Consider the following 18,341-nt stretch of genomic DNA (forward strand, 5'->3'; position numbering starts at 1 on the left):
CGCATCGCTTTCCACGGGGGCGCCCACAAGCGCCAAGGACCGTGCCTCGGCGCAGGCTTCAACGATAGGCGTCAGGCGCGGATCCTCGACCGTGATCGCTGGGGCATCGAGCTCGTATCCCGTCAGGGAGAGTTCGGGGAAGACCACCACCCGGGCGTCCGCAGAGCGAACCATCCCCGCGTGCGTCGCCGCGTTCGCCGCAACGTCATAAGGCACGCACGGCGGCTGGGCAGCTGCGATAACAAGCGGCTCACGCATGCGGACCCCCGGCTGTATGGCCGGAGCCTTCGAGAGGTGGCGGCGTCCACTGCAGCCCAGCTCTGTCCAGGCTGACCGTGATCCATTCTCGTCCGGCTGGACCGGCCACATTCCAGGTCCAGTGGAAGGGGCTCTTGCGCTTGCGCCAGGGAGGCCAACGAGGCGGTCGCCTGACACCCGCGATGTTGTGCACAAGATCGGCAAGCCACGCGATGCAGGCCACGTAGTCGTCATCGGGCCAGGTACTCAGAGGCTTACGGCGCCTGGCCATGTATCGAATCTCGACGACAGCCCAATACGTCAGATAGGCGGCTGCCGCGTGATCGTCGACGTGTCGCTTCGTGTCACCCACCGTGCCCCCTCCTGCCTGCATACACAGACGCCGCACCATAGCTCTGTGTCCTCTCCCGGCACAGGTGCCGGTACCTTCGACGGTATGGCGACCGAGCATCTGGGCGAACGAGTTGCGCGCCTTCGGCGACTGGCTGACCTCACTCAGGAGGGGCTGGCGGAGCGCTCCAACGTGTCCGTGGACGTGGTCCGCAAGCTGGAGCAGAAGCGGAAGCACAGCGCGCGGCTGCCCACCCTGCACGCGCTGGCCAAGGGGCTGGGAGTCGAGCTGACCAGCCTCCTCGGCGACCCGCCCGGCGTGCCGTCCAACGGGGAGGCGGAGCCACCGCAGTTGGTCGCTGTGCGCCGAGCCATCATGCCTCCGCTGTTCGCTCCGCCCCCCGAGCCAGGAGGGCCTGAACACCTGTCGATGGCACTGCTGCGAGCCGAGATTGCCGAAGGATGGACGCTCTATCACGACGCCGAGTTCGGCCGTCTCATGGAAACGCTCCCCGGCATCATCGCCGACGCTCGCTTTGCGGCTGCGGTCGGTAACGCTGACCAGCGTTCGGCAGGCCAGGCCGCACTGGGCAAGGCCCTTCAGCTTGGCGGGCATCTCGCGATCCGTTTAGGCAAGACGGACCTCGCCCTGTCGAGCCTTGAGCGCGCGATGGTGGCTGCCGGACATTCATCGAACCCGCTTCTAGCTCCGATGATCAGCAACTCCGTCGCCTGGGCGTACCAGCGGCAGAACCGCCTGGACGACGCGCAGAACCTCGCTGTCTACGCGGCCGACGGTGTGGAGCGCGAGCACGTCGGCTCCCCGGAGGGCGTACGGGTCTGGGGCGGCCTGCTGATGTCGGCGGCGACCAGCTACGCCCGCAGCGGCGACTACGACCAGGCCAGCGACATGATGCTCACGGCTGAACAGGCCACCGAGCGGCTGGCCAAGATGCCTCCACCTGCGGACGGCAAGATGCTGAGCATCTTCAACAAGTCCTCCGTGCGTATCGAGAGGGTACGTCTGGCGGTGCAGCACGCTCGCCCCGAGGAGGCGCTGTCCCTGGCTCGCGGAATGCGGCTGTCGAGCGACACACCCGCGTCGTGGCGGACGTGGCTGCTCCTCGATGTGGCACGGGCCTACACCGATGTCGGGAACGCCGAGGGAGCTGTGAAGGCCCTTGAGAGGCTGCGACGGGTGGCACCGTCGTGGATGCGGCACCATACCTTGGCCGTGGCCATCGTGACGGACCTGTGGTCCGGTCCTTCACACCCTCCCGGGCTGCGCAAGCTGGCCGAGTTCCTGGGCGTCGCCAACTAAGCGGTCAGAACTAGGACGTTACGTCCCTGTAGTTGCTCGCTCGCCCGCGGAAGCCTTATCTCATGGTCACCGACAGCGTGCGGAAGATGACGATCGGCGAAGAACCCAAGGCAGGTGAGCTGGCGAAGGACACCCGTACCGGCCGGGTCGGCATCGTCATGGCTGCGGAGGGCGGCAGGTTACAGCTCCGGCCACTGGGCGGCGGGCGCGAATGGGACGTGGAGCCAAGCGAAGTACGACGCCTCACGGCACGCGAGGAGTTGAGCGTTCGGCTCCAAGCTCGCAACCATGCCCACAGGTGGGGCAAGTGATCCGCGTTCCTGCCGGTTCGCCGAGGTCCTGATCATCGTGGCAGTCAGTGCTGCCTGCGGACTCGTGATCGGCCTCTCAGTCGTGGGTGATCCCACGTAAACCCGCCCTGGTGATGCCGGCCGATGACTCACCTGATCGTCGGCTGTGGATCCCGCGTCCCGTCACCAGGGCCGGCTTCCAAGCCCCCGCTCCGGCCACATCCGAGCCCTCGACAGGTGGCGCGGCCGGAGCGGGGCAACCTCACTCACAGAATGGAGATCAGGCATGAGTATCCCCGGAACGGACCCGTCTCCGATCCCCGACGCCAACCCGCGCACGTTACTCACAGAGGAGCAGTTCGCTAGCGTTCGCGGCACTGTCCTCGACGGCAACCCGGGCATGTCAGAGGACGTGGCTGGCCGCATCGTGGAGGAGGGCATCAAGTTCGTTGTGACCTGTGCGACGTTCCCCGGCGTGGCCCTGGCGCCCTCGCGAATCGTGGACGAGGGCTGGCACGCCCTGCTGCTTCACTCGAAGCTGTACTCCGACCTGTGCGCTCGCTTCGGCGAGTTCGTCCACCACTACCCGGGGTACGCCCCGACCAATTACGACCCGCCTATCCTCGACCGCACACGCGCCATGGTCGGCGAACTTGGTTACACGGCGGATGAGGAGCTGTGGGGACCGCCGGAGAAGGGCCTGCTCGTATCGGTCGCGGCCAAGTGCCAACATGCCCCGCAGTGCACGATCCGGCCCATGCCGAAGCCAGAGTGGCCCTAGCCTGACAGCATGACCGAAGACGAAGCACGGCACGTCGAGCACATGCTTCGGCTGTGCGGCATGCCCGGGGTCGCCGCTCCGGTGGATCCAGTCGGCTCCTCCGGAGAGTGGCGGATCTATGACCGGGCGGAACCGGACAACCGCAGGGACATCACGGCTGAGTCCAGGCAGGCTCTGTACGCCGCCGCCCGGTCGGGCGGCCCCTCGCGCCCAGAGTCCAGGGCGATCCGAGGGTTCATCGTTCCAGGTAGCTGAGTGCCTGCATGCGCAGACACATGCCCCGCCCATACCCACGCCACGGTGGCGCCGGTTGGGCGGGGCCGCTGGCTGCTCAAAGCTGGTGGCGGTGGCCGTGCGCAGACAGGCTCGGCGCCTGTCCCGGGCACCGCACGGTGCCCTGTCCATCCCACCTGGTACGCGCAATAGGTGACAGCGGGGGCGACCCACAGGGGTGCAGTACTGGGGGTCGAGGCCGTCGCGGGCTTCGAGCGGCCGCGTCGGCTGCGCCGGGGCGCGGGCCGACGGGCGGCCCTCAGTCGAGGTAGAGGCGGGACAGCACGCGATCTCTGGCCCTCGGCCATTCCGGGGCGAGGACGGCGTAGATCATCGTGTCGCGCCAGGTCCCGTCGAGCCGTCTGACATGGCGGCGCAGCCGGCCCTCGAGCAGGCCGCCCACATGGGACACGGCGTCATGGGACCGCTGGTCCAAGTGATCGATCTGCCATTGGACGCGGCCGTACCCGAGAACCTCGAACGCCTGGCGCATCATCAGCAGGTGCATCTCCACCTCGGCAAAGGTGTCCCACAGTCGGCGCGCGAGCCAGTACCAGCCGATGCCCACACGCTCGTCCATGGGAGAAATGTCCACGTAGGCGATCCAGCCCACCGCCTGGTTCGCTCCAGGGTCGACCACGGCGAACAGCACGGCCTCACTGGCCGCCTGCTGGGCCAGCCGCTGCTCCACGATCATGCGCATCCCGTACTCGGAGCCGGGGGTGAGCGCGGGCAGCCATTTCCATACCTCGTCGTCGGCCCCTCCGGTGCGCTGCAGGTCCGGGACGTGCACGAGGGCGAGCGGCTCCAGCCGGATGGATTGCCCCTGTATGACCACAGGGGAGGGGACACGTGCCGCCATATCGACACGCTAACGGCCGTCTGCGTCCGTGTCCCGGCTTCGCGTGCATCGGTGCCCGCCCTGGTACAAGCACAGACGCGGGCCGCGGGGGTACATCCCACCCGCGTTCCTGCTTACGTAACGGCTCCGAACTGCCGCAACGCCGCCGCGGCTACCGTGGGATCGCCACCGCCGCCTGGGGCCGGATGGGGAGGCGGTTCACCGGGCGGCCCGTCGCCGCGCGGACCGCCGCCGCGACCGCCGCCGGTGAGGTCACGACCGGCACGGCGCTTGCGGCCTTCGCCCCGAAGGGCGCGACCACGTCGCGCTCCTCGACCAGCTTCACAATCCGGATGTCGGGCGCGTCCAGCGCCGTCGGCAGCGCGTAGCCGGTGAGGTCCGGCCGCCGGATCACGCCGCGCGACGTCCGCAGGTTCTCCGTGAGCGCCGCGCCCACCCCCTGCGTCACGCCCGCCTCGATCCGGGCCGCGAGCTGCCGCGGGTTGAGCACCCGGCCGACGTCCTGGGCCACCGCCATCTCCACGACCCGCACCGAGCCCAGCTCGATGTCGACATCGACAACGGCCCGGATCGCACAGAACGCCAGCCCCACGAACGCGTCGCCCTGACCCGACTCGTCCAGCGGCTCGGTCGGGTGCGGTCGGCACTGCGCGGTCGCCCACAGCTCCTTGCCGTCCAGCGTCTCGTCCACCGTCGTGCTGAGCACCCCGTCGTACGAGGTGATCTTCCCGTCCGCGATCGTCAGCAGCTCGGTGGACATGCCGAACTTGTGCGCCAGCGGCTGCAATAGCTGCGTACGGACCATCTTGGCAGCCCGCTCCACCGCTCCGCCCGAGACCCAGGTGTGGCGGCCGTGGCAGGCCGGCCCGGCCGGGGGCTGGTCGGTGTCGACGGAGGCGACATGCACCTCCTCCACCCCCAGCGTCTCCTGCACGATCTGCCGGGCGAGGGTGGCGAAGCCCTGACCGGTCTCGACGGCGGCGCAGATGACCGTCGCCACCCCACCGTTGACCCTGACCGTGGCCGTGGAGACCTCGTCGGCGCCCTCCGCGCCCAGCATGTGCACCATGCCCAGGGCGTAGCCCACGCCGCGCCGCACCGCCCCGGGCTCGCCCGCGCCCTCGGGGCCGCCGGGCAGCAGCCACTCCTCCTCGGGGTCGTCCTTGGGCAGCGGGGGCAGCGGCGCGTCCCGCACCGCCTGCAGCAGCTCGGCGACCGGCGCCGGGCAGGTGACGGTCTGGCCGGTCGGCAGCAGATCGCCGGTCGCCATCACATTGCGCATCCGCAGTTCGACCGGGTCCAGCCCCAGCTTCGCGGCGAGCTTGTCCATCTGGCCCTCGTACGCGGCGCACACCTGCATCGCGCCCTCACCGCGGACGTGGCCGGACGGCGGGTTGTTGGTGCGTACGGCCCAGCCTTCGACGAAGACGTGCGGGACGACGTACGGGCCCGCGGCGAACGCCACCGCGGCGGCGAGGGAGTCCGAGGAGGCGTCGGCGTACGCGCCCGCGTCCATCAGGATCTGCGCCTCGACCTTGACCAGGCGGCCCTCGGCGTCGGCGTGGTGGCGGTAGCGCAGCAGGGTCGGGTGGCGGTGGGCGTGGCCGAGGAAGGACTCCTCGCGGGTCGCGGCGAGCTTCACCGGGCAGCCGGTCTTCAGGGCGAGCAGGCCGAGCGGCAGCTGGATGCCCGGGTCCTCGCGGTCGCCCAGCGCGCCCGGCACGCCGGTGACGACGACCTTGACGCGCTCGGGGTCGAGGCCGAAGCAGGCGGCGGCGAGGTCGCGGTCGGCGTGCGGGTCGGTGGAGGCGGTGTAGATCTCGACGCCGCCGTCGGGCCGGGGCACGGCGAGCCCGGCCTCCGCGCCGATGGGCGCCGGGTCCTGGCGGCCGACCCGGTACAGGCCCTCGACCACGACCTCGCCGACCATGTCCGGGTCGCCGAAGGAGAGCGGGATGTGGCGGATGAGGTTGCCGTCGGGGTGCAGCGGCTCGGCGTGGAAGGCCTTCTCCGGATCGGTGACGGGCTCGAGGATCTCGTACTCGACGGCGATGGCGGCGGCCGCGAGGCGCGCGGTGTCGGGGTGGTCGGCGGCGACGGCGGCGATCGGCTCGCCGTGGTGCCGGACCAGGTCTTTGACGAAGACCGGGCGGTCGGCGACCTTCCGGCCGTGGCAGGCGTCGCCGGGTACGTCCTCGTGTGTGATGACGGCCCGTACGCCCTGCATCTCGGCGGCGGCCGAGGTGTCGATGGAGACGATGCGGGCGTGCGGGTGCGGGGAGCGCAGCACGGCGGCCCACAGCAGGCCCTCGGCCCACAGGTCGGAGGCGTACGGGAAGGTCCCCTCGGTCTTGGCGAGCGCGTCGGCCGGCGGCAGGGACGCCCCGAGTCCGTGGGGGGCCGACTCGACGGGGGTGCCCGCGGCCGGTGTTGCGGTGGCCGCGTCCGGACCAGTCATCGCGCTGCCTTTCCGCTACCGCTGAGGGTGTGGGGGGTACGGGGCCGGCGCCCGGCGGCGGCCGGGCGGCCGGGGGCTTGCCGGGGGGCGACTGCGGGGGTCACACGTGGCCTCCCGTCGAGGGGTCGCCGTACGGGCCCGCCTGGTGTGGAATCCGCGGGGCGGGGTCGGGAGCGGGGTGCGGCGCCTCCGGCTCGGCGGCTTCGGCCGCCTCAGGGACCTCGGCCGCCTCCGCACGGCGCGCCACGACCTCGCGGACGGCCTCGAGGACCCCGCGATAGCCCGAGCACCGGCACAGATTGCCGCAGATCGCCTGCCGGGTCTCGAGCTCGGTCGGCGCGTGGTTGCCTTCGAGCAGGTCGTGCACGGTCATGGCCAGTCCGGGCACACAGAAGCCGCACTGGACCGCGCCGCTGGCCGCCAGGGCCTGTTGTACGTCGGACGGTGCGCCATCGGCCGCCAGCCCCTCGACCGTTCGGACCTCGCTGCCGGCCGTGGTGGCCGCCGGGACCAGGCAGGAAGCGACGAGCCGCCCGTCGACCTGGACGGAGCACGCCCCGCACACGCCCTGCGAGCAGCCGTCCTTGGCCCCGGCGAGGCCGAGGCGCTCGCGCAGCACGTAGAGCAGGGACTCGCCGATCCAGGCGTCGGTGACGGGGCGGTCGGTGCCGTTGACGGTCAGGACGTACGAGGCACCGGGGTGTTCGATGTGCGCGCCCGGTTCGGGCTCGTCGGCCGGGCCGGCCGCGGCCGCCTCCTCCGGTGCCGCGGGCTGGGGTACGGCGCCGGTGCCGACTTCGGGGTGCCCGAAGGCACCGTCGCGCACACCGCCGTCGCCTGCCGCCGCGTCCGCGCTCTCGGCAGCCGGCTCCTGGTCGTGGCCGGGGCCCGCCGAGGCGGTGTTGCCGCTATGGATCGCGGCTGCGGGTTCCTGACCGCCGGAGACCGCTGCGGCGCCGCCGGCGGAGTCGGCAGCGTCGTGGTCGGCGCCGGTGTACGCCGAAGGCACGCCGGCCGCCGGGCCGGACTGCCAGTGGCCCTGAACGGTCTCCTCCGGCTCGGCGTGAGAATTCGCGGTCGCGGCGTCGCCGGGGACGTGCCCCAGCCCGGTCGCAGCGTCGCCGGGGACGTGCCCCAGCCCCGTCGCGCGGCCAGCCGGAGCGGACCACTCGCCGCTGCTGTCGTCCGGCGCGTTGCCGTACGGGGCAGCGTCCGCGCCGTCGGGAGCCGGCCGCTGCACGCCGCGGCCCAGGGGGCGCCGGACGGCGGTCCCCTCGGCGCCCTCGCGGCGCTGCGCACCATCGCTGAAGCCGCCCTGGCCGCCTGCGGTCTGAGGTCCGCCGGTGGCCGGCCAGTGGCCGGATGTCTCGGGATGCGCCGGGGCGGTCTGCTCCGGCGCTGCGGGTGTGGACCAGTGGTCCGTGGACCCGGGCTGTTCGGCCCACCCGCCGTCGGCCCCGGCACCGCCTGCCGTGGCGGCGGCGCCGGGCGTGTGCTCGTCGGCCGGAGGGAACGTCCACTGGCCGGTCAGCCCGGTGCTGTCGGTTCCTTGGGCCGAGCCCCACTGCTCGCCACTGACGGCGGCGCCAGGCTCCGTCCACGCGCCGGTCTGGTCGCCCTCCGCGGGCGCAGCGGTGCTTCCGTGCGCCCCCGAGCCGCCGTACGCGCCGCCGCCGTACCCGCCGGGGCCGCCGTACTGAGTGGCCGGCCCATTGCCGACCACGTACTCGCCGGACTCCTCCAGGGCGTCGTCCGCCGTCGTCGGGATCGTCCACTGCCCCTGGGCGGCCTGCTCGCTCCAGCCGCTGCCGTCGGCGGGCATGCCGTCCTGGCCGCCCGCCTGCCACTGGCCGCCGGGGGTGTATGCCGCGCCCTGCGCGGAAGCCGTACCCGCATCGGCGAACGGCATGGTCCACTGGCCCCCGTGCCCCGGGTCGGCGGGGGCCTGCGGGCTCGTGGGCGTGATGGCAGGCGGTACGTATCCCTGGCCGGGCGCGGCCAACGGGTCCGCCCCGGCCGGCATCGCGGACGGCGCGAGGAACCCGTCGGGCAGTTGCACGAACGCCGTGGCGTCGGCGTCGTACTCACCGCCCTGCGGCAGCTGCTGCCAGCCGCCCGCCGGCTCGGGCTGCTGCGGCCTTTGCGGCGGCTGTTCGGAAGTCATGCGAGCGCCCTCCCCAGTGCTCGGCGGGCCAGTGCCGCTACCGTACGCCGCAGATGCAGTACGGCGGGTGGCAGGGCGGGGACTTCTCCGCCGTCCTGCGGGGGCTCCGGGTCGGGGATGCAGGCGGCGGCGACGTACTCGCCGAACGCGGCCAGCGCTTCCGGTGCCAGCGCGCGCTCGCCGTCCCAGTCGATGAGTCCGGCCACCCAGCGCTCGGCCTCCAGCGGCCGCAGCGGCATCGGGGCGATCGCGCCGACCGCGCAACGCACCCCGCGCCGCGCCGGATCCAGGACGACGGCGACCGAGGCGACGGCCCGGCCCGGGCCCGTACGCCCGGTGGCCTTGAGGAACGTCTGCGGTGCGTGCAGCAGCGGAACCCGTACGAATGCGACGAGTTCGCCGGGTCGCAGCATCTCCATCCCGGCGAGCAGATGGCTGACCGGGATCTCCCGGCGCGCGCCCCCCGGGCCCGCGATGACCAGCGTGGCCTCGAGCGCGGCGAGCACGGGCAGCGAGTCGCCGGTCGGGGCGGCGCTGACGATGTTGCCGCCAAGGGTGCCCGCGTTGCGGATCTGGGGTGGGCCTGCGGCGCGCGCGGCCGCGGCGAGCGCCGGGATGAGCGCCGCGAAGTCGGGGCGCCCCATACGGGCGTGGGTGAGGCCGGCACCGAGGAGGGCGTGCCCGTCCTGGTACTGCCAGCCGCGGATCTCGCTGATGCGGCCGAGGCCGACCAGCCCGGCGGGCCGCAGCAGGCCGGAGTTGACGGCGGCCATCAGGTCGGTGCCCCCCGCGACGGGCACGGCTGCGGGCATGGCGGCCAACGCCGCGACAGCCTCGTCCAGCGAGGCCGGCAACGTCACCGTCTGCGCCCCCTGCGGTGCGTGCGTGGTCAACCCAGCTGCCCCTTCCCGGTGTCCCGCCTGTGCGCCGTACGGTACGTGCTCACAGCCTGGACGTGGCAACTCTGGCACATCTTCCCGGCCCGCCGACGCGAGGGTCCGCCAAGGATGCTTCTGTCCCTGACCTGGGCCATGGTCCGCTTTCTCCGGCTGTCACCCCTGAGTACGGATTGCCACTCTCCAGGGAGCATGTACGACTTATGCCTCGTGTAGGGATCCACGCTTCCAGGCACGGGCGCACGCGGGCGCGCCTTCGCCGGCGGCTCACACGATCGGGGGCGGCCCCTCGATCGGGCGTCCGAGTACGCCGGGGCGGCGCTGCCAGGGGCGGGGACCCGCGGGCGGGCGGAAGTCGACGCCGAGGGCGTCAAGTCGTGCGCAGTGGACGGCCATCCGGGACTCGAAGGCGGCGAAGTCGCGCTCGGCCGGGGGCGGGAGGTGGGACCAGGCGACCTCGGCGAACGCGGCGAGCCGCGGGAAGGTCTGGTAGTCGACGCGCTGGGCGTTCTCCAGCACCTCGGTCCAGACGTTGGCCTGGGTGCCCAGTACCCGGTCGGCCTGACGGGGCGTCAGCTGGGCGGTACGGGCTCGAACTGCCTGCGCGGCCGGGGATGCCTGCCACTGCTCCTTGGGGCACTCATCGCCGCCGAGGTGCACCACGGTGGCGGGAAACAGCTCCAGGACCTCGTCGAGGACACCTTCGTAGAACCGGAGGGTGTTGTCAGTGGGGGCGAGAACATTCGGATCGATGCCCCAGGTCGTCCGGACTCCGAGGGAACTGGTGTCGATGACATCGCGGTTGCCCAGTTCCGGATACGCGGCGATGGCGGCCAGCGAGTGCCCGGGAATGTCGATCTCCGGGACGACGGTGATATGCCGCTCGGCGGCGTAGGCGACGATCTCGCGGATGTCATCCTGGGTGTGGACAGCACGCCCGGCCGTCTCCCATCGGGAGGCAGCCGGGCGCGTCACAGCCTGGGCCTGGCGGGCCGCACAGCAGAGGCGGGGCTTACTTCTTGTCGCCGCCCTTGTCCTCGCCGCCGGCGCCCATCGACTCGTAAATCTCCTTGCACAGCGGGCAGACCGGGTACTTCTTCGGGTCGCGCCCCGGAACCCAGACCTTGCCGCACAGCGCGACGACGGGCGTGCCGTCGAGCGCGCTCGCCATGATCTTGTCCTTCTGAACGTAATGGGCGAAGCGCTCGTGGTCGCCGTCGCCGTGCGACACCTGCGGCGTCGGCTCTACGAGGGTGCCGGTCCCTGCCCCGCGCTCGGGCTCAAGAGTGCTCATACCGGCAAGGGTACTCAAGCGGTCCGCGGTCGGGCCGTCCCCGACGCCGCGGCCCTCCCCCGCTCAGTTCAGGCTCGGGTCGTCCGGGTAGGTGGCCACCATCGCCAGCTCGTTGCGCTGCCGCCGCAGCACGGCGCGCCACAGCTGCTCGGGGTCCGGCGAGGACACATCCCCGGGCTCGGACTCCACCACATACCAGGCGCCCTCGACCAGCTCGTCCTCCAGCTGGCCGGGCCCCCAGCCCGCGTACCCGGCGAAGATCCGGAGGGACCCCACGGCCGCCGCCAGCAGCTCCGGCGGCGCCTCCAGGTCGACCAGCCCGATCGCCCCGTACACCCGGCGCCAGCCCAGCGGCCCCTCCCCCACGGCCGCCCCGGATTCGCCGGGCACCACGGCGACGCCCAGCGCCGAGTCCAGCGAGACCGGACCGCCCTGGAAGACGACCCCCGGCTCCCCGGCCAGCCCCGCCCAGGACTCAAGAATGTCGCCGACCCCCACGGGGGTCGGCCGGTTCAGCACAACACCCAGTGAGCCCTCCTCGTCGTGGTCGAGGAGCAGCACCACCGCGCGGTCGAAATTCGGGTCGGCCAGCGCCGGTGTCGCGACAAGCAGCCGTCCTGTGAGCTCGGACACCTCGGTCATGACGACATGATCCCGCACCTTCGGCAGGTACGGGGGATCGATGGCGTGAGAAGGCCGAGAGCAGACGGGGCGTACGGCGGCAGCAGGGGCGCGCCACGCCGCATCGGTGACCGTATGCGGCAGAGGCGGAACGGTACATGTTATTACCCGGACATAACGTGCGGTTAAGGCACTTGGCCTTACGGACGGGGGCCAGAAGGCCCTTAACATTTCAGTTCGGCCCCTGCCCAACTCCAGGAACGCGAGATCCATGACCGACGACGTCCTGCTTGTCCACGGCGGCACACCGCTCGAGGGCGAGATCCGTGTCCGCGGCGCGAAGAACCTCGTACCGAAGGCCATGGTCGCCGCCCTGCTCGGCAGCGAGCCCAGCCGTCTGCGCAATGTCCCGGACATCCGCGACGTGCGCGTCGTCCGCGGGCTGCTGCAGCTGCACGGTGTGACCGTCCACCCAGGCGAGGGGACAGGGGAGCTGATCCTCGACCCGTCGAGGGTCGAGAGCGCCAATGTCGCCGACATCGACGCCCACGCCGGGTCGTCCCGGATCCCGATCCTGTTCTGCGGCCCGCTGCTGCACCGGCTGGGCCACGCCTTCATCCCGGGCCTCGGCGGCTGCGACATCGGCGGCCGCCCGATCGACTTCCACTTCGACGTGCTGCGCCAGTTCGGCGCGACGATCGAGAAGCGCCCGGAGGGCCAGTACCTCGAGGCCCCGCACCGGCTGCGCGGCACCAAGATCCGGCTGCCGTACCCGTCGGTCGGCACGACCGAGCAGGTGCTGCTGACGGCCGTGCTGGCCGAGGGTGTGACCGAGCTCTCCAACGCGGCGGTCGAGCCGGAGATCGAGGACCTGATCTGCGTCCTGCAGAAGATGGGCGCGATCATTTCCATGGACACCGACCGGACCATCCGGATCACCGGTGTCGACAAGCTCGGCGGCTACAACCACGGCGCGCTGCCGGACCGCCTGGAGGCGGCGTCCTGGGCGTGCGCGGCACTCGCGACCGAGGGCAGCGTGTACGTCCGCGGTGCCAGCCAGCGCGAGATGATGACCTTCCTCAACACCTACCGCAAGGTCGGCGGCGCCTTCGAGATCGACGACCACGGGATCCGGTTCTGGCACCCGGGCGGCCCGCTGAACGCGATCGCGCTGGAGACGGACGTCCACCCCGGTTTCCAGACCGACTGGCAGCAGCCGCTGGTGGTGGCGCTGACGCAGGCGTCGGGCCTGTCGATCGTGCACGAGACGGTGTACGAGTCCCGGCTCGGCTTCACCAGCGCGCTCAACCAGATGGGGGCGCACATCCAGCTGTACCGCGAGTGCCTCGGCGGCTCCGCCTGCCGCTTCGGCCAGCGAAACTTCCTGCACTCGGCTGTCGTGTCCGGGCCGACCAAGCTCCAGGGCGCCGATCTGGTCATCCCGGACCTGCGCGGCGGCTTCTCGTACCTGATCGCGGCGCTGGCGGCCCAGGGCACCTCCCGGGTCCACGGCATCGACCTGATCAACCGCGGCTACGAGAACTTCATGGACAAGCTCATCGCGCTCGGCGGCAAGGTCGAGCTGCCGAACGGTTCAGACGAGGTCTGAGCGGCCCGTAGGCGCCCGATCAGCAGCACGAAGAAGGGCGGCCACCCTCCCGGGGCGGCCGCCCTTGACGTAGGCGCTCGGCGGCGGTGCCGCAGGGCTGTCCTTACTTGCCCTTCGCGGCTTCCTTGAGCTTGGAGCCCGCGGAGACCTTCACGCTGTAGCCCGCCGGGATCTCGATCGGCTCGCCGGTCTGCGGGTTGCGGGCGGTACGAGCGGCACGGTGGGTGCGCTCGAAGGTCAGGAAGCCCGGGATGGTGACCTTCTCGTCGCCCTTGGCGACGACCTCACCGACGATCTCGGCGAAGGCGGCCAGAACGGCGTCGGCGTCCTTGCGGGTCACCTCGGCGCGGTCGGCCAGAGCGGCCACCAGCTCACTGCGGTTCATAATCGTGTACTCCCGTGTTCTTCTTGCCAATGAGGCGTGAGATCGAAGCCGATGCTGCCAGGGCCCTCGGACAGTCCCCGGACCCGGGTCTGGTGCCAGACCCTCGCGCCCGATTACGCATCCTGCCCCCACCTGCGGCGGGAAAGCCAATCCGGCACCCTGAAGAGTCACACGAAAAGCACGAGTGCCTCGTCGCGGTGACGCGGTGGTGACGCTCCGTCCGCTTCCGGCAGCGCACCGCAGGGCTCTCCGCCAGGGGTCGCGGCCAAGATGTGCCGGTCAGCGTAGGGGCCTGTACGGCCCCCGGGAGCGGCGACGCGCCGCTCCCGGGAGCCGAGGGGCGAAAATTCGCTCTAGACGGTGCTGTTGCTCGTCACAGCGGCACCCGCGGCCCGCGCGGCGTCGCGGACGGCACCGGCGACCGCGCCCGCGACCTTGTCGTTGAAGACACTCGGAATGATGTAGTTCGGGTTGAGCTCGTCCTCGGTAACGACGTCCGCGATGGCACTCGCGGCCGCCAGCATCATCTCGGTGTTGACCGTACGGGACTGCGCGTCCAGCAGACCGCGGAAGACTCCCGGGAAGACCAGCACATTGTTGATCTGGTTGGGAAAGTCGCTGCGGCCGGTGGCGACGACGGCGGCGGTCTGCCGGGCGACGGCCGGATCCACCTCCGGGTCCGGGTTCGCGAGCGCGAACACGATCGCACCGTCCGCCATGGCGGCCACATCCTCCGCACCGAGGACGTTGGGCGCCGAGACGCCGATGAAGACGTCCGCGCCGCGCACGGCCTCCTTGAGGGTGCCCGTGACGCCCTCGGGGTTGGTGTTGTCGGCGATCCAGCGCAGCGGCGACCCGGGGTCGGCATCGACCAGGTCCTCGCGGCCGGCGTGCACGACGCCGTGGATGTCGGCGACGACCGCGTGCTTGACGCCGGCGGCGGTCAGCAGCTTGAGGATGGCCGTGCCGGCCGCGCCCGCGCCGGACATGACCAGCCGCAGGTCGCCGATGTTCTTGTTCACCACGCGCAGGGCGTTGGTCAGGGCGGCCAGGACGACGATGGCGGTGCCGTGCTGGTCGTCGTGGAAGACCGGGATGTCCAGGGCCTCGCGCAGCCGCGCCTCGATCTCGAAGCAGCGCGGCGCGGAGATGTCCTCGAGGTTGATGCCGGCGAAGCCGGGGGCGATGGCCTTGACGATCTCGACGATGGCGTCGGTGTCCTGGGTGTCCAGGCACAGCGGCCAGGCGTCGATGCCGGCGAAGCGCTTGAAGAGGGCCGCCTTGCCCTCCATCACCGGGAGCGCGGCCTTGGGCCCGATGTTGCCCAGGCCCAGCACCGCGGAACCGTCGGTGACGACGGCCACACTGTTGCGCTTGATGGTGAGGCGGCGGGCGTCCTCGGGGTTCTCGGCGATGGCCATGCACACCCGGGCGACGCCCGGGGTGTAGACCATGGACAGATCGTCGCGGTTGCGGATGGGGTGTTTGGACGCCATCTCGATCTTGCCGCCGAGGTGCATCAGGAACGTACGGTCGGAGACCTTGCCGAGCGTGACGCCCTCGATGCCGCGCAGCTTCTCGACGATCTCGTCGGAGTGGGTGGTGGAGGTGGCGGCGATGGTGACGTCGATGCGCAGCTTGTCGTGACCCGAGGCGGTGACGTCGAGGCCGGTGACGGATCCGCCGGACGACTCCACGGCCGTGGTGAGCTGGCTGACCGCGGTCCCGCTGGCGGGTACCTCCAGTCGAACCGTCATCGAATACGAGACGCTGGGCGCCGTTGCCATCGACTTCCTCTGCTTTCCCTGTTCGCGTTGCGCGTGTGCACGGGGTCGCCGGTGCCACGCCGTCCGATCGTCCCACCTACCAGCCGGTAGACGGTAACCAGCCGACCATTTCGGAAGAATTTATCCACAGTACGAGAGGGAGCTCCCGCGGTAGGAACCTCTGCTTCCGCATGAGCATCAGCAACCATCGCGAAAGCGACGACGGGCGCCCCTCCGCGTGGAGGAGCGCCCGCCGGACGTTCCAATGGCACCGACCCGCCATGCTCGCCTCGCGGCAAGTGGTCGCTCGTAGCGACAATGGTTGGGCCCGGGGGCTTGGATCGGGCCGGTGCCACATCACAGGCTAACAAAGGCGCCCGGGAAGTCATTCCCTGTGCGGCAGTTGACGCCAAAAGCGCCCCGATCGGCCGCGCCGGACCGGTCCCGCGCCCCCTTGGCCGGTCGGCGCCGTGCCGAGCGGTCAGTCCCTGAGCAGGTCCGGGACCCCTTCCGCGTCCGGTGCGTCCCGGTCGGTCGAGAGCACCGTCAGGCGCTGCGTGGCCCGGGTCAGCGCCACGTACAGCACGCGCAGCCCCGCCGGGGACACTCCCCCGGAGACTTCGTCCTGGGTGCGGGTTCCCCCAGCGGTAGCTGGGGGAATGCCCCCAGCGATCTCGGCGGGTGAGACCACGATGGTCGCGTCGTACTCCAGCCCCTTCGCCTCCAGGCTGCCCAGCGCCACCACCCGCTCGCCAAGCCCCGCCAGCCAGTGCCGGGCCTGCTCGCGGCGCTCCATGGCCACGACCACGCCGACGGTGCCGTCCACCTCGTCCAGGAGCCGCTGCGCCTCTTCCCGTACGGAAGTGGCCAGGTCGCCCTGGGCGACGGCGAAGCGGGGTGCCTGGCCGGTGGAGCGTACGGCCTCCGGCGAGCGCATGCCGGGCATGGCGCGGGCCAGCACTCTGGCGGCGACCTCGGCGATCTCCGCCGGGTTCCGATAGTTCACGTTCAGCGTGAACTGGCGCCGGGGCCGGCTCCCGAGGGCCTCGTCCCGGGCATGGGCCGCCTCCTCGGGGTCGGACCAGGAGCTCTGCGCCGGGTCGCCGACGATCGTCCAGGTGGCGTGCCGGCCACGGCGGCCGACCATCCGCCACTGCATGGGGGTGAGGTCCTGCGCCTCGTCCACGATGACGTGCGCGTAGTCCGTCCGCTCCTCCTCCAGCCTCTCGGCACGGGCACGGCCGGCCGCCGCCCGGTCGGCGAAGGTGGTGAGCTCCTCCAGGCCGGTGAGCTGGTCCAGCGGACTGAAATCGCGCTTGCGGGGGCGGGCCGGAGCGCCGAGCAGTACGTGCAGCTCGTCCAGCAGGGCCACGTCGTGGACGGACAGCGGGCCGTGGCCTCCGGCGTCCAGCCGCTGGAGCGAGCGGGCCAGCCGCCGCACTTCCCCGGGGCGCAGCACGCTCGCACCGCGGTGGGAGCCCCCGGCCCACCGGCTGAGCCGCCGCGCGTCGGCGAGCGCGGCGAGGACTCGGCGCGGGGTGAGCTCGGGCCACCAGGCGTCGAGGAAGTCGGTGAAGGACGGCTCGGTGGAGATGTCCTCGTCAAAGCCCTGCCGGGCTTCGGCGGCCAGCTCCGGGTCGGTGTAGCGCCTGCCCGCGCCGGACTTGGCCCACAGCGCGTCCAGCAGCAGCCGCCGGGCGCGCGGCCGCAGCAGATTGATGGGCGCGGTGCCGGCCAGTGCCGAGTGGCGGATGCGCTTCAGCTCCGCGGCGTCGAGCTCGACGCGCGCGCCGAACGCCACGACGCGCAGGCTCGTGGGCGGATCCGACAGCTCCAGCGTGCCCCGGGCCGCCTTGCGCAGCACCTTCACCATCCGGCTGGAGCCCTTGATCCGGGCGACGGCCGGTTCGTCGTAGGCCGTGGCCTTGGCACCCTCCACCAGGGAGCCGACCGCACGGATCGCCACCTGCCCCTCCTCGCCCAGCGAGGGCAGTACGCCCTCGGTGTACGCGACGAGCAGCGGGGTCGGGCTGACGACGAGGATGCCCCCGGCGTAGCGTCTGCGGTCCTGGTAGAGCAGGTACGCGGCGCGGTGCAGGGCGACCGCCGTCTTGCCGGTGCCCGGGCCGCCGCCGACCTCGGTGACGGACGCGGCCGGGGCCCGGATCACCAGGTCCTGCTCGGCCTGGATGGAGGCGACGATGTCACGCATGGCGTGGGTACGGGCCCGGCCGAGCGCCGCCATGAGCGCGCCGTCACCGACGACGGGCAGCTCGGCGCCGTTCAGGGTGGCCGTCAGCTCGGGCCGCAGCAGGTCGTCCTCGACGCCCAGGACCTTGCGGCCCTTGCTGCGGATGACGCGGCGGCGTACGACGCGGCCGGGGTCCTTGGGGGTCCCCCGGTAGAACGGCGCGGCGGCGGGCGCCCGCCAGTCGATGACCAGCGGGGAGTAGTCGGCGTCCAGGACCCCGAGCCGGCCGATGTGCAGGGTCTCGGCGATGTCGGCGTAGCTGCCGCTGTCGTCGGTGCGGATCGCGTCGTCGGCGGGCTCGACGGAGGTGTACGCACCGTCCGGGCCGCGGGCGCCGTCCTTGCCGCGCAGCAGGTCGATCCGGCCGAAGAGGAAGTCCTCGAATTCGCTGTTGAGGCGGTTGAGGTGGACTCCGGCGCGGAAGACCTGCGCATCCCGCTCGGCGAGCGCGCCGGGTGTGCCGACCTGGCCGCGACGGGCGGCGTCGTTCATCAGGAACTCGGCCTCGTGGATCTTCTCCTCGAGACGCCGGTACACCTGATCAAGGTGACTCTGTTCGACACTGATCTCCCGGTCCCGAACGGAATCGACTGCGGCATCCTGCGCGGCCACCCCACGGCCCCCTTCTGCTGTGCTGGGAGCCGTCAACCGTACGCGAACCGGTCGTACGGTGCACCTGGGCAGCCTCTGAACGTCTGTTCGACCCCGCGCCTCGCGCCGACGGGCGAGGGTCGCGCGACCCGGCTCCCCGCCCATTCACCTCTTTTCGGACGCGAATGGGC

Annotated in this window: 15 protein-coding genes and 1 pseudogene; 5 read left to right on the forward strand and 11 right to left on the reverse strand. The window is 71.7% G+C overall.

Annotated features, from left to right (window positions below; translation table 11 throughout):
• Nucleotides 1-258, reverse strand: a 258-nt coding sequence (locus tag ACY34J_RS18490; RefSeq protein ID WP_462727572.1) for a nitrilase-related carbon-nitrogen hydrolase, incomplete at its 3' end; no start/stop codon positions are given.
• Nucleotides 259-694: 436 nt separating this feature from the next.
• On the opposite strand from ACY34J_RS18490, the gene ACY34J_RS18495 reads away from it, so the two are divergent.
• The 4 genes from ACY34J_RS18495 to ACY34J_RS18510 all read left to right on the forward strand — a co-directional run bounded on the left by ACY34J_RS18495 (nt 695) and on the right by ACY34J_RS18510 (nt 3,235).
• Nucleotides 695-1,909 carry a helix-turn-helix domain-containing protein gene (locus tag ACY34J_RS18495; RefSeq protein WP_462727573.1) on the forward strand — a complete coding sequence of 405 codons (1,215 nt, stop codon included), beginning with the start codon at nt 695-697 and terminating at the stop codon, nt 1,907-1,909.
• 62 nt (nt 1,910-1,971) lie between these two features.
• Nucleotides 1,972-2,220, forward strand: coding sequence for a hypothetical protein (locus ACY34J_RS18500; protein ID WP_462727574.1), 249 nt, complete (start codon nt 1,972-1,974; stop codon nt 2,218-2,220).
• Between the two features lie 265 nt (nt 2,221-2,485).
• Nucleotides 2,486-2,980: a glycine-rich domain-containing protein gene (locus ACY34J_RS18505; protein WP_462727575.1), complete on the forward strand. Its 495-nt coding sequence runs from the start codon at nt 2,486-2,488 to the stop codon at nt 2,978-2,980.
• A 9-nt stretch (nt 2,981-2,989) separates the two neighbouring features.
• Complete coding sequence (locus ACY34J_RS18510; RefSeq protein ID WP_462727576.1) at nt 2,990-3,235, forward strand: hypothetical protein; 246 nt, start codon at nt 2,990-2,992, stop codon at nt 3,233-3,235.
• Nucleotides 3,236-3,512: 277 nt separating this feature from the next.
• On the opposite strand, the gene ACY34J_RS18515 is transcribed toward ACY34J_RS18510, so the two are convergent.
• From ACY34J_RS18515 to ACY34J_RS18545, 7 genes and pseudogenes are all read right to left on the reverse strand, one after another.
• Nucleotides 3,513-4,115, reverse strand: coding sequence for a GNAT family N-acetyltransferase (locus ACY34J_RS18515; protein WP_462727577.1), 603 nt, complete (start codon nt 4,113-4,115; stop codon nt 3,513-3,515).
• Nucleotides 4,116-4,266: 151 nt separating this feature from the next.
• Nucleotides 4,267-6,573: a xanthine dehydrogenase family protein molybdopterin-binding subunit gene (locus tag ACY34J_RS18520; protein ID WP_462727578.1), complete on the reverse strand. Its 2,307-nt coding sequence runs from the start codon at nt 6,571-6,573 to the stop codon at nt 4,267-4,269.
• 100 nt (nt 6,574-6,673) lie between these two features.
• Nucleotides 6,674-8,737, reverse strand: a complete 2,064-nt coding sequence (locus tag ACY34J_RS18525; protein WP_462727579.1) for a (2Fe-2S)-binding protein — start codon at nt 8,735-8,737, stop codon at nt 6,674-6,676.
• A complete protein-coding gene (locus ACY34J_RS18530) occupies nt 8,734-9,630 on the reverse strand; it encodes an FAD binding domain-containing protein (protein WP_462727580.1) in 897 nt (298 codons plus the stop codon). Before ACY34J_RS18530 ends, ACY34J_RS18525 begins: the two co-directional genes overlap by 4 nt.
• Nucleotides 9,631-9,900: 270 nt before the next feature.
• Nucleotides 9,901-10,596 (reverse strand): annotated as a pseudogene (locus tag ACY34J_RS18535) (family 20 glycosylhydrolase); the annotation flags it as partial.
• A 49-nt stretch (nt 10,597-10,645) separates the two neighbouring features.
• Nucleotides 10,646-10,927, reverse strand: a complete 282-nt coding sequence (locus ACY34J_RS18540) for a DUF3039 domain-containing protein (RefSeq protein WP_462727581.1) — start codon at nt 10,925-10,927, stop codon at nt 10,646-10,648.
• A gap of 63 nt (nt 10,928-10,990) precedes the next feature.
• On the reverse strand, nt 10,991-11,569 hold the full coding sequence (locus ACY34J_RS18545) for a YqgE/AlgH family protein (protein WP_462727582.1): 579 nt from the start codon (nt 11,567-11,569) through the stop codon (nt 10,991-10,993).
• A 250-nt stretch (nt 11,570-11,819) separates the two neighbouring features.
• Here ACY34J_RS18545 and murA point away from each other — a divergent pair, with 250 nt between their 5' ends.
• Nucleotides 11,820-13,157: a UDP-N-acetylglucosamine 1-carboxyvinyltransferase gene (gene murA, locus ACY34J_RS18550; RefSeq protein WP_462727583.1), complete on the forward strand. Its 1,338-nt coding sequence runs from the start codon at nt 11,820-11,822 to the stop codon at nt 13,155-13,157.
• A 103-nt stretch (nt 13,158-13,260) separates the two neighbouring features.
• Here the strand turns inward: murA and ACY34J_RS18555 are convergent, their stop codons facing one another.
• From ACY34J_RS18555 to ACY34J_RS18565, 3 genes are all read right to left on the reverse strand, one after another.
• Nucleotides 13,261-13,542: an HU family DNA-binding protein gene (locus ACY34J_RS18555; protein ID WP_462727584.1), complete on the reverse strand. Its 282-nt coding sequence runs from the start codon at nt 13,540-13,542 to the stop codon at nt 13,261-13,263.
• Between the two features lie 353 nt (nt 13,543-13,895).
• Entirely contained in the window at nt 13,896-15,329 is a 1,434-nt protein-coding gene (locus ACY34J_RS18560) for a malic enzyme-like NAD(P)-binding protein (protein ID WP_462727585.1), read from the reverse strand.
• A gap of 460 nt (nt 15,330-15,789) precedes the next feature.
• Nucleotides 15,790-18,171, reverse strand: coding sequence for a HelD family protein (locus ACY34J_RS18565; RefSeq protein ID WP_462727586.1), 2,382 nt, complete (start codon nt 18,169-18,171; stop codon nt 15,790-15,792).
• Nucleotides 18,172-18,341 lie beyond the last annotated feature (170 nt).

The sequence above is a fragment of the Streptomyces sp. HSS9-12 genome (genome assembly GCF_054963655.1).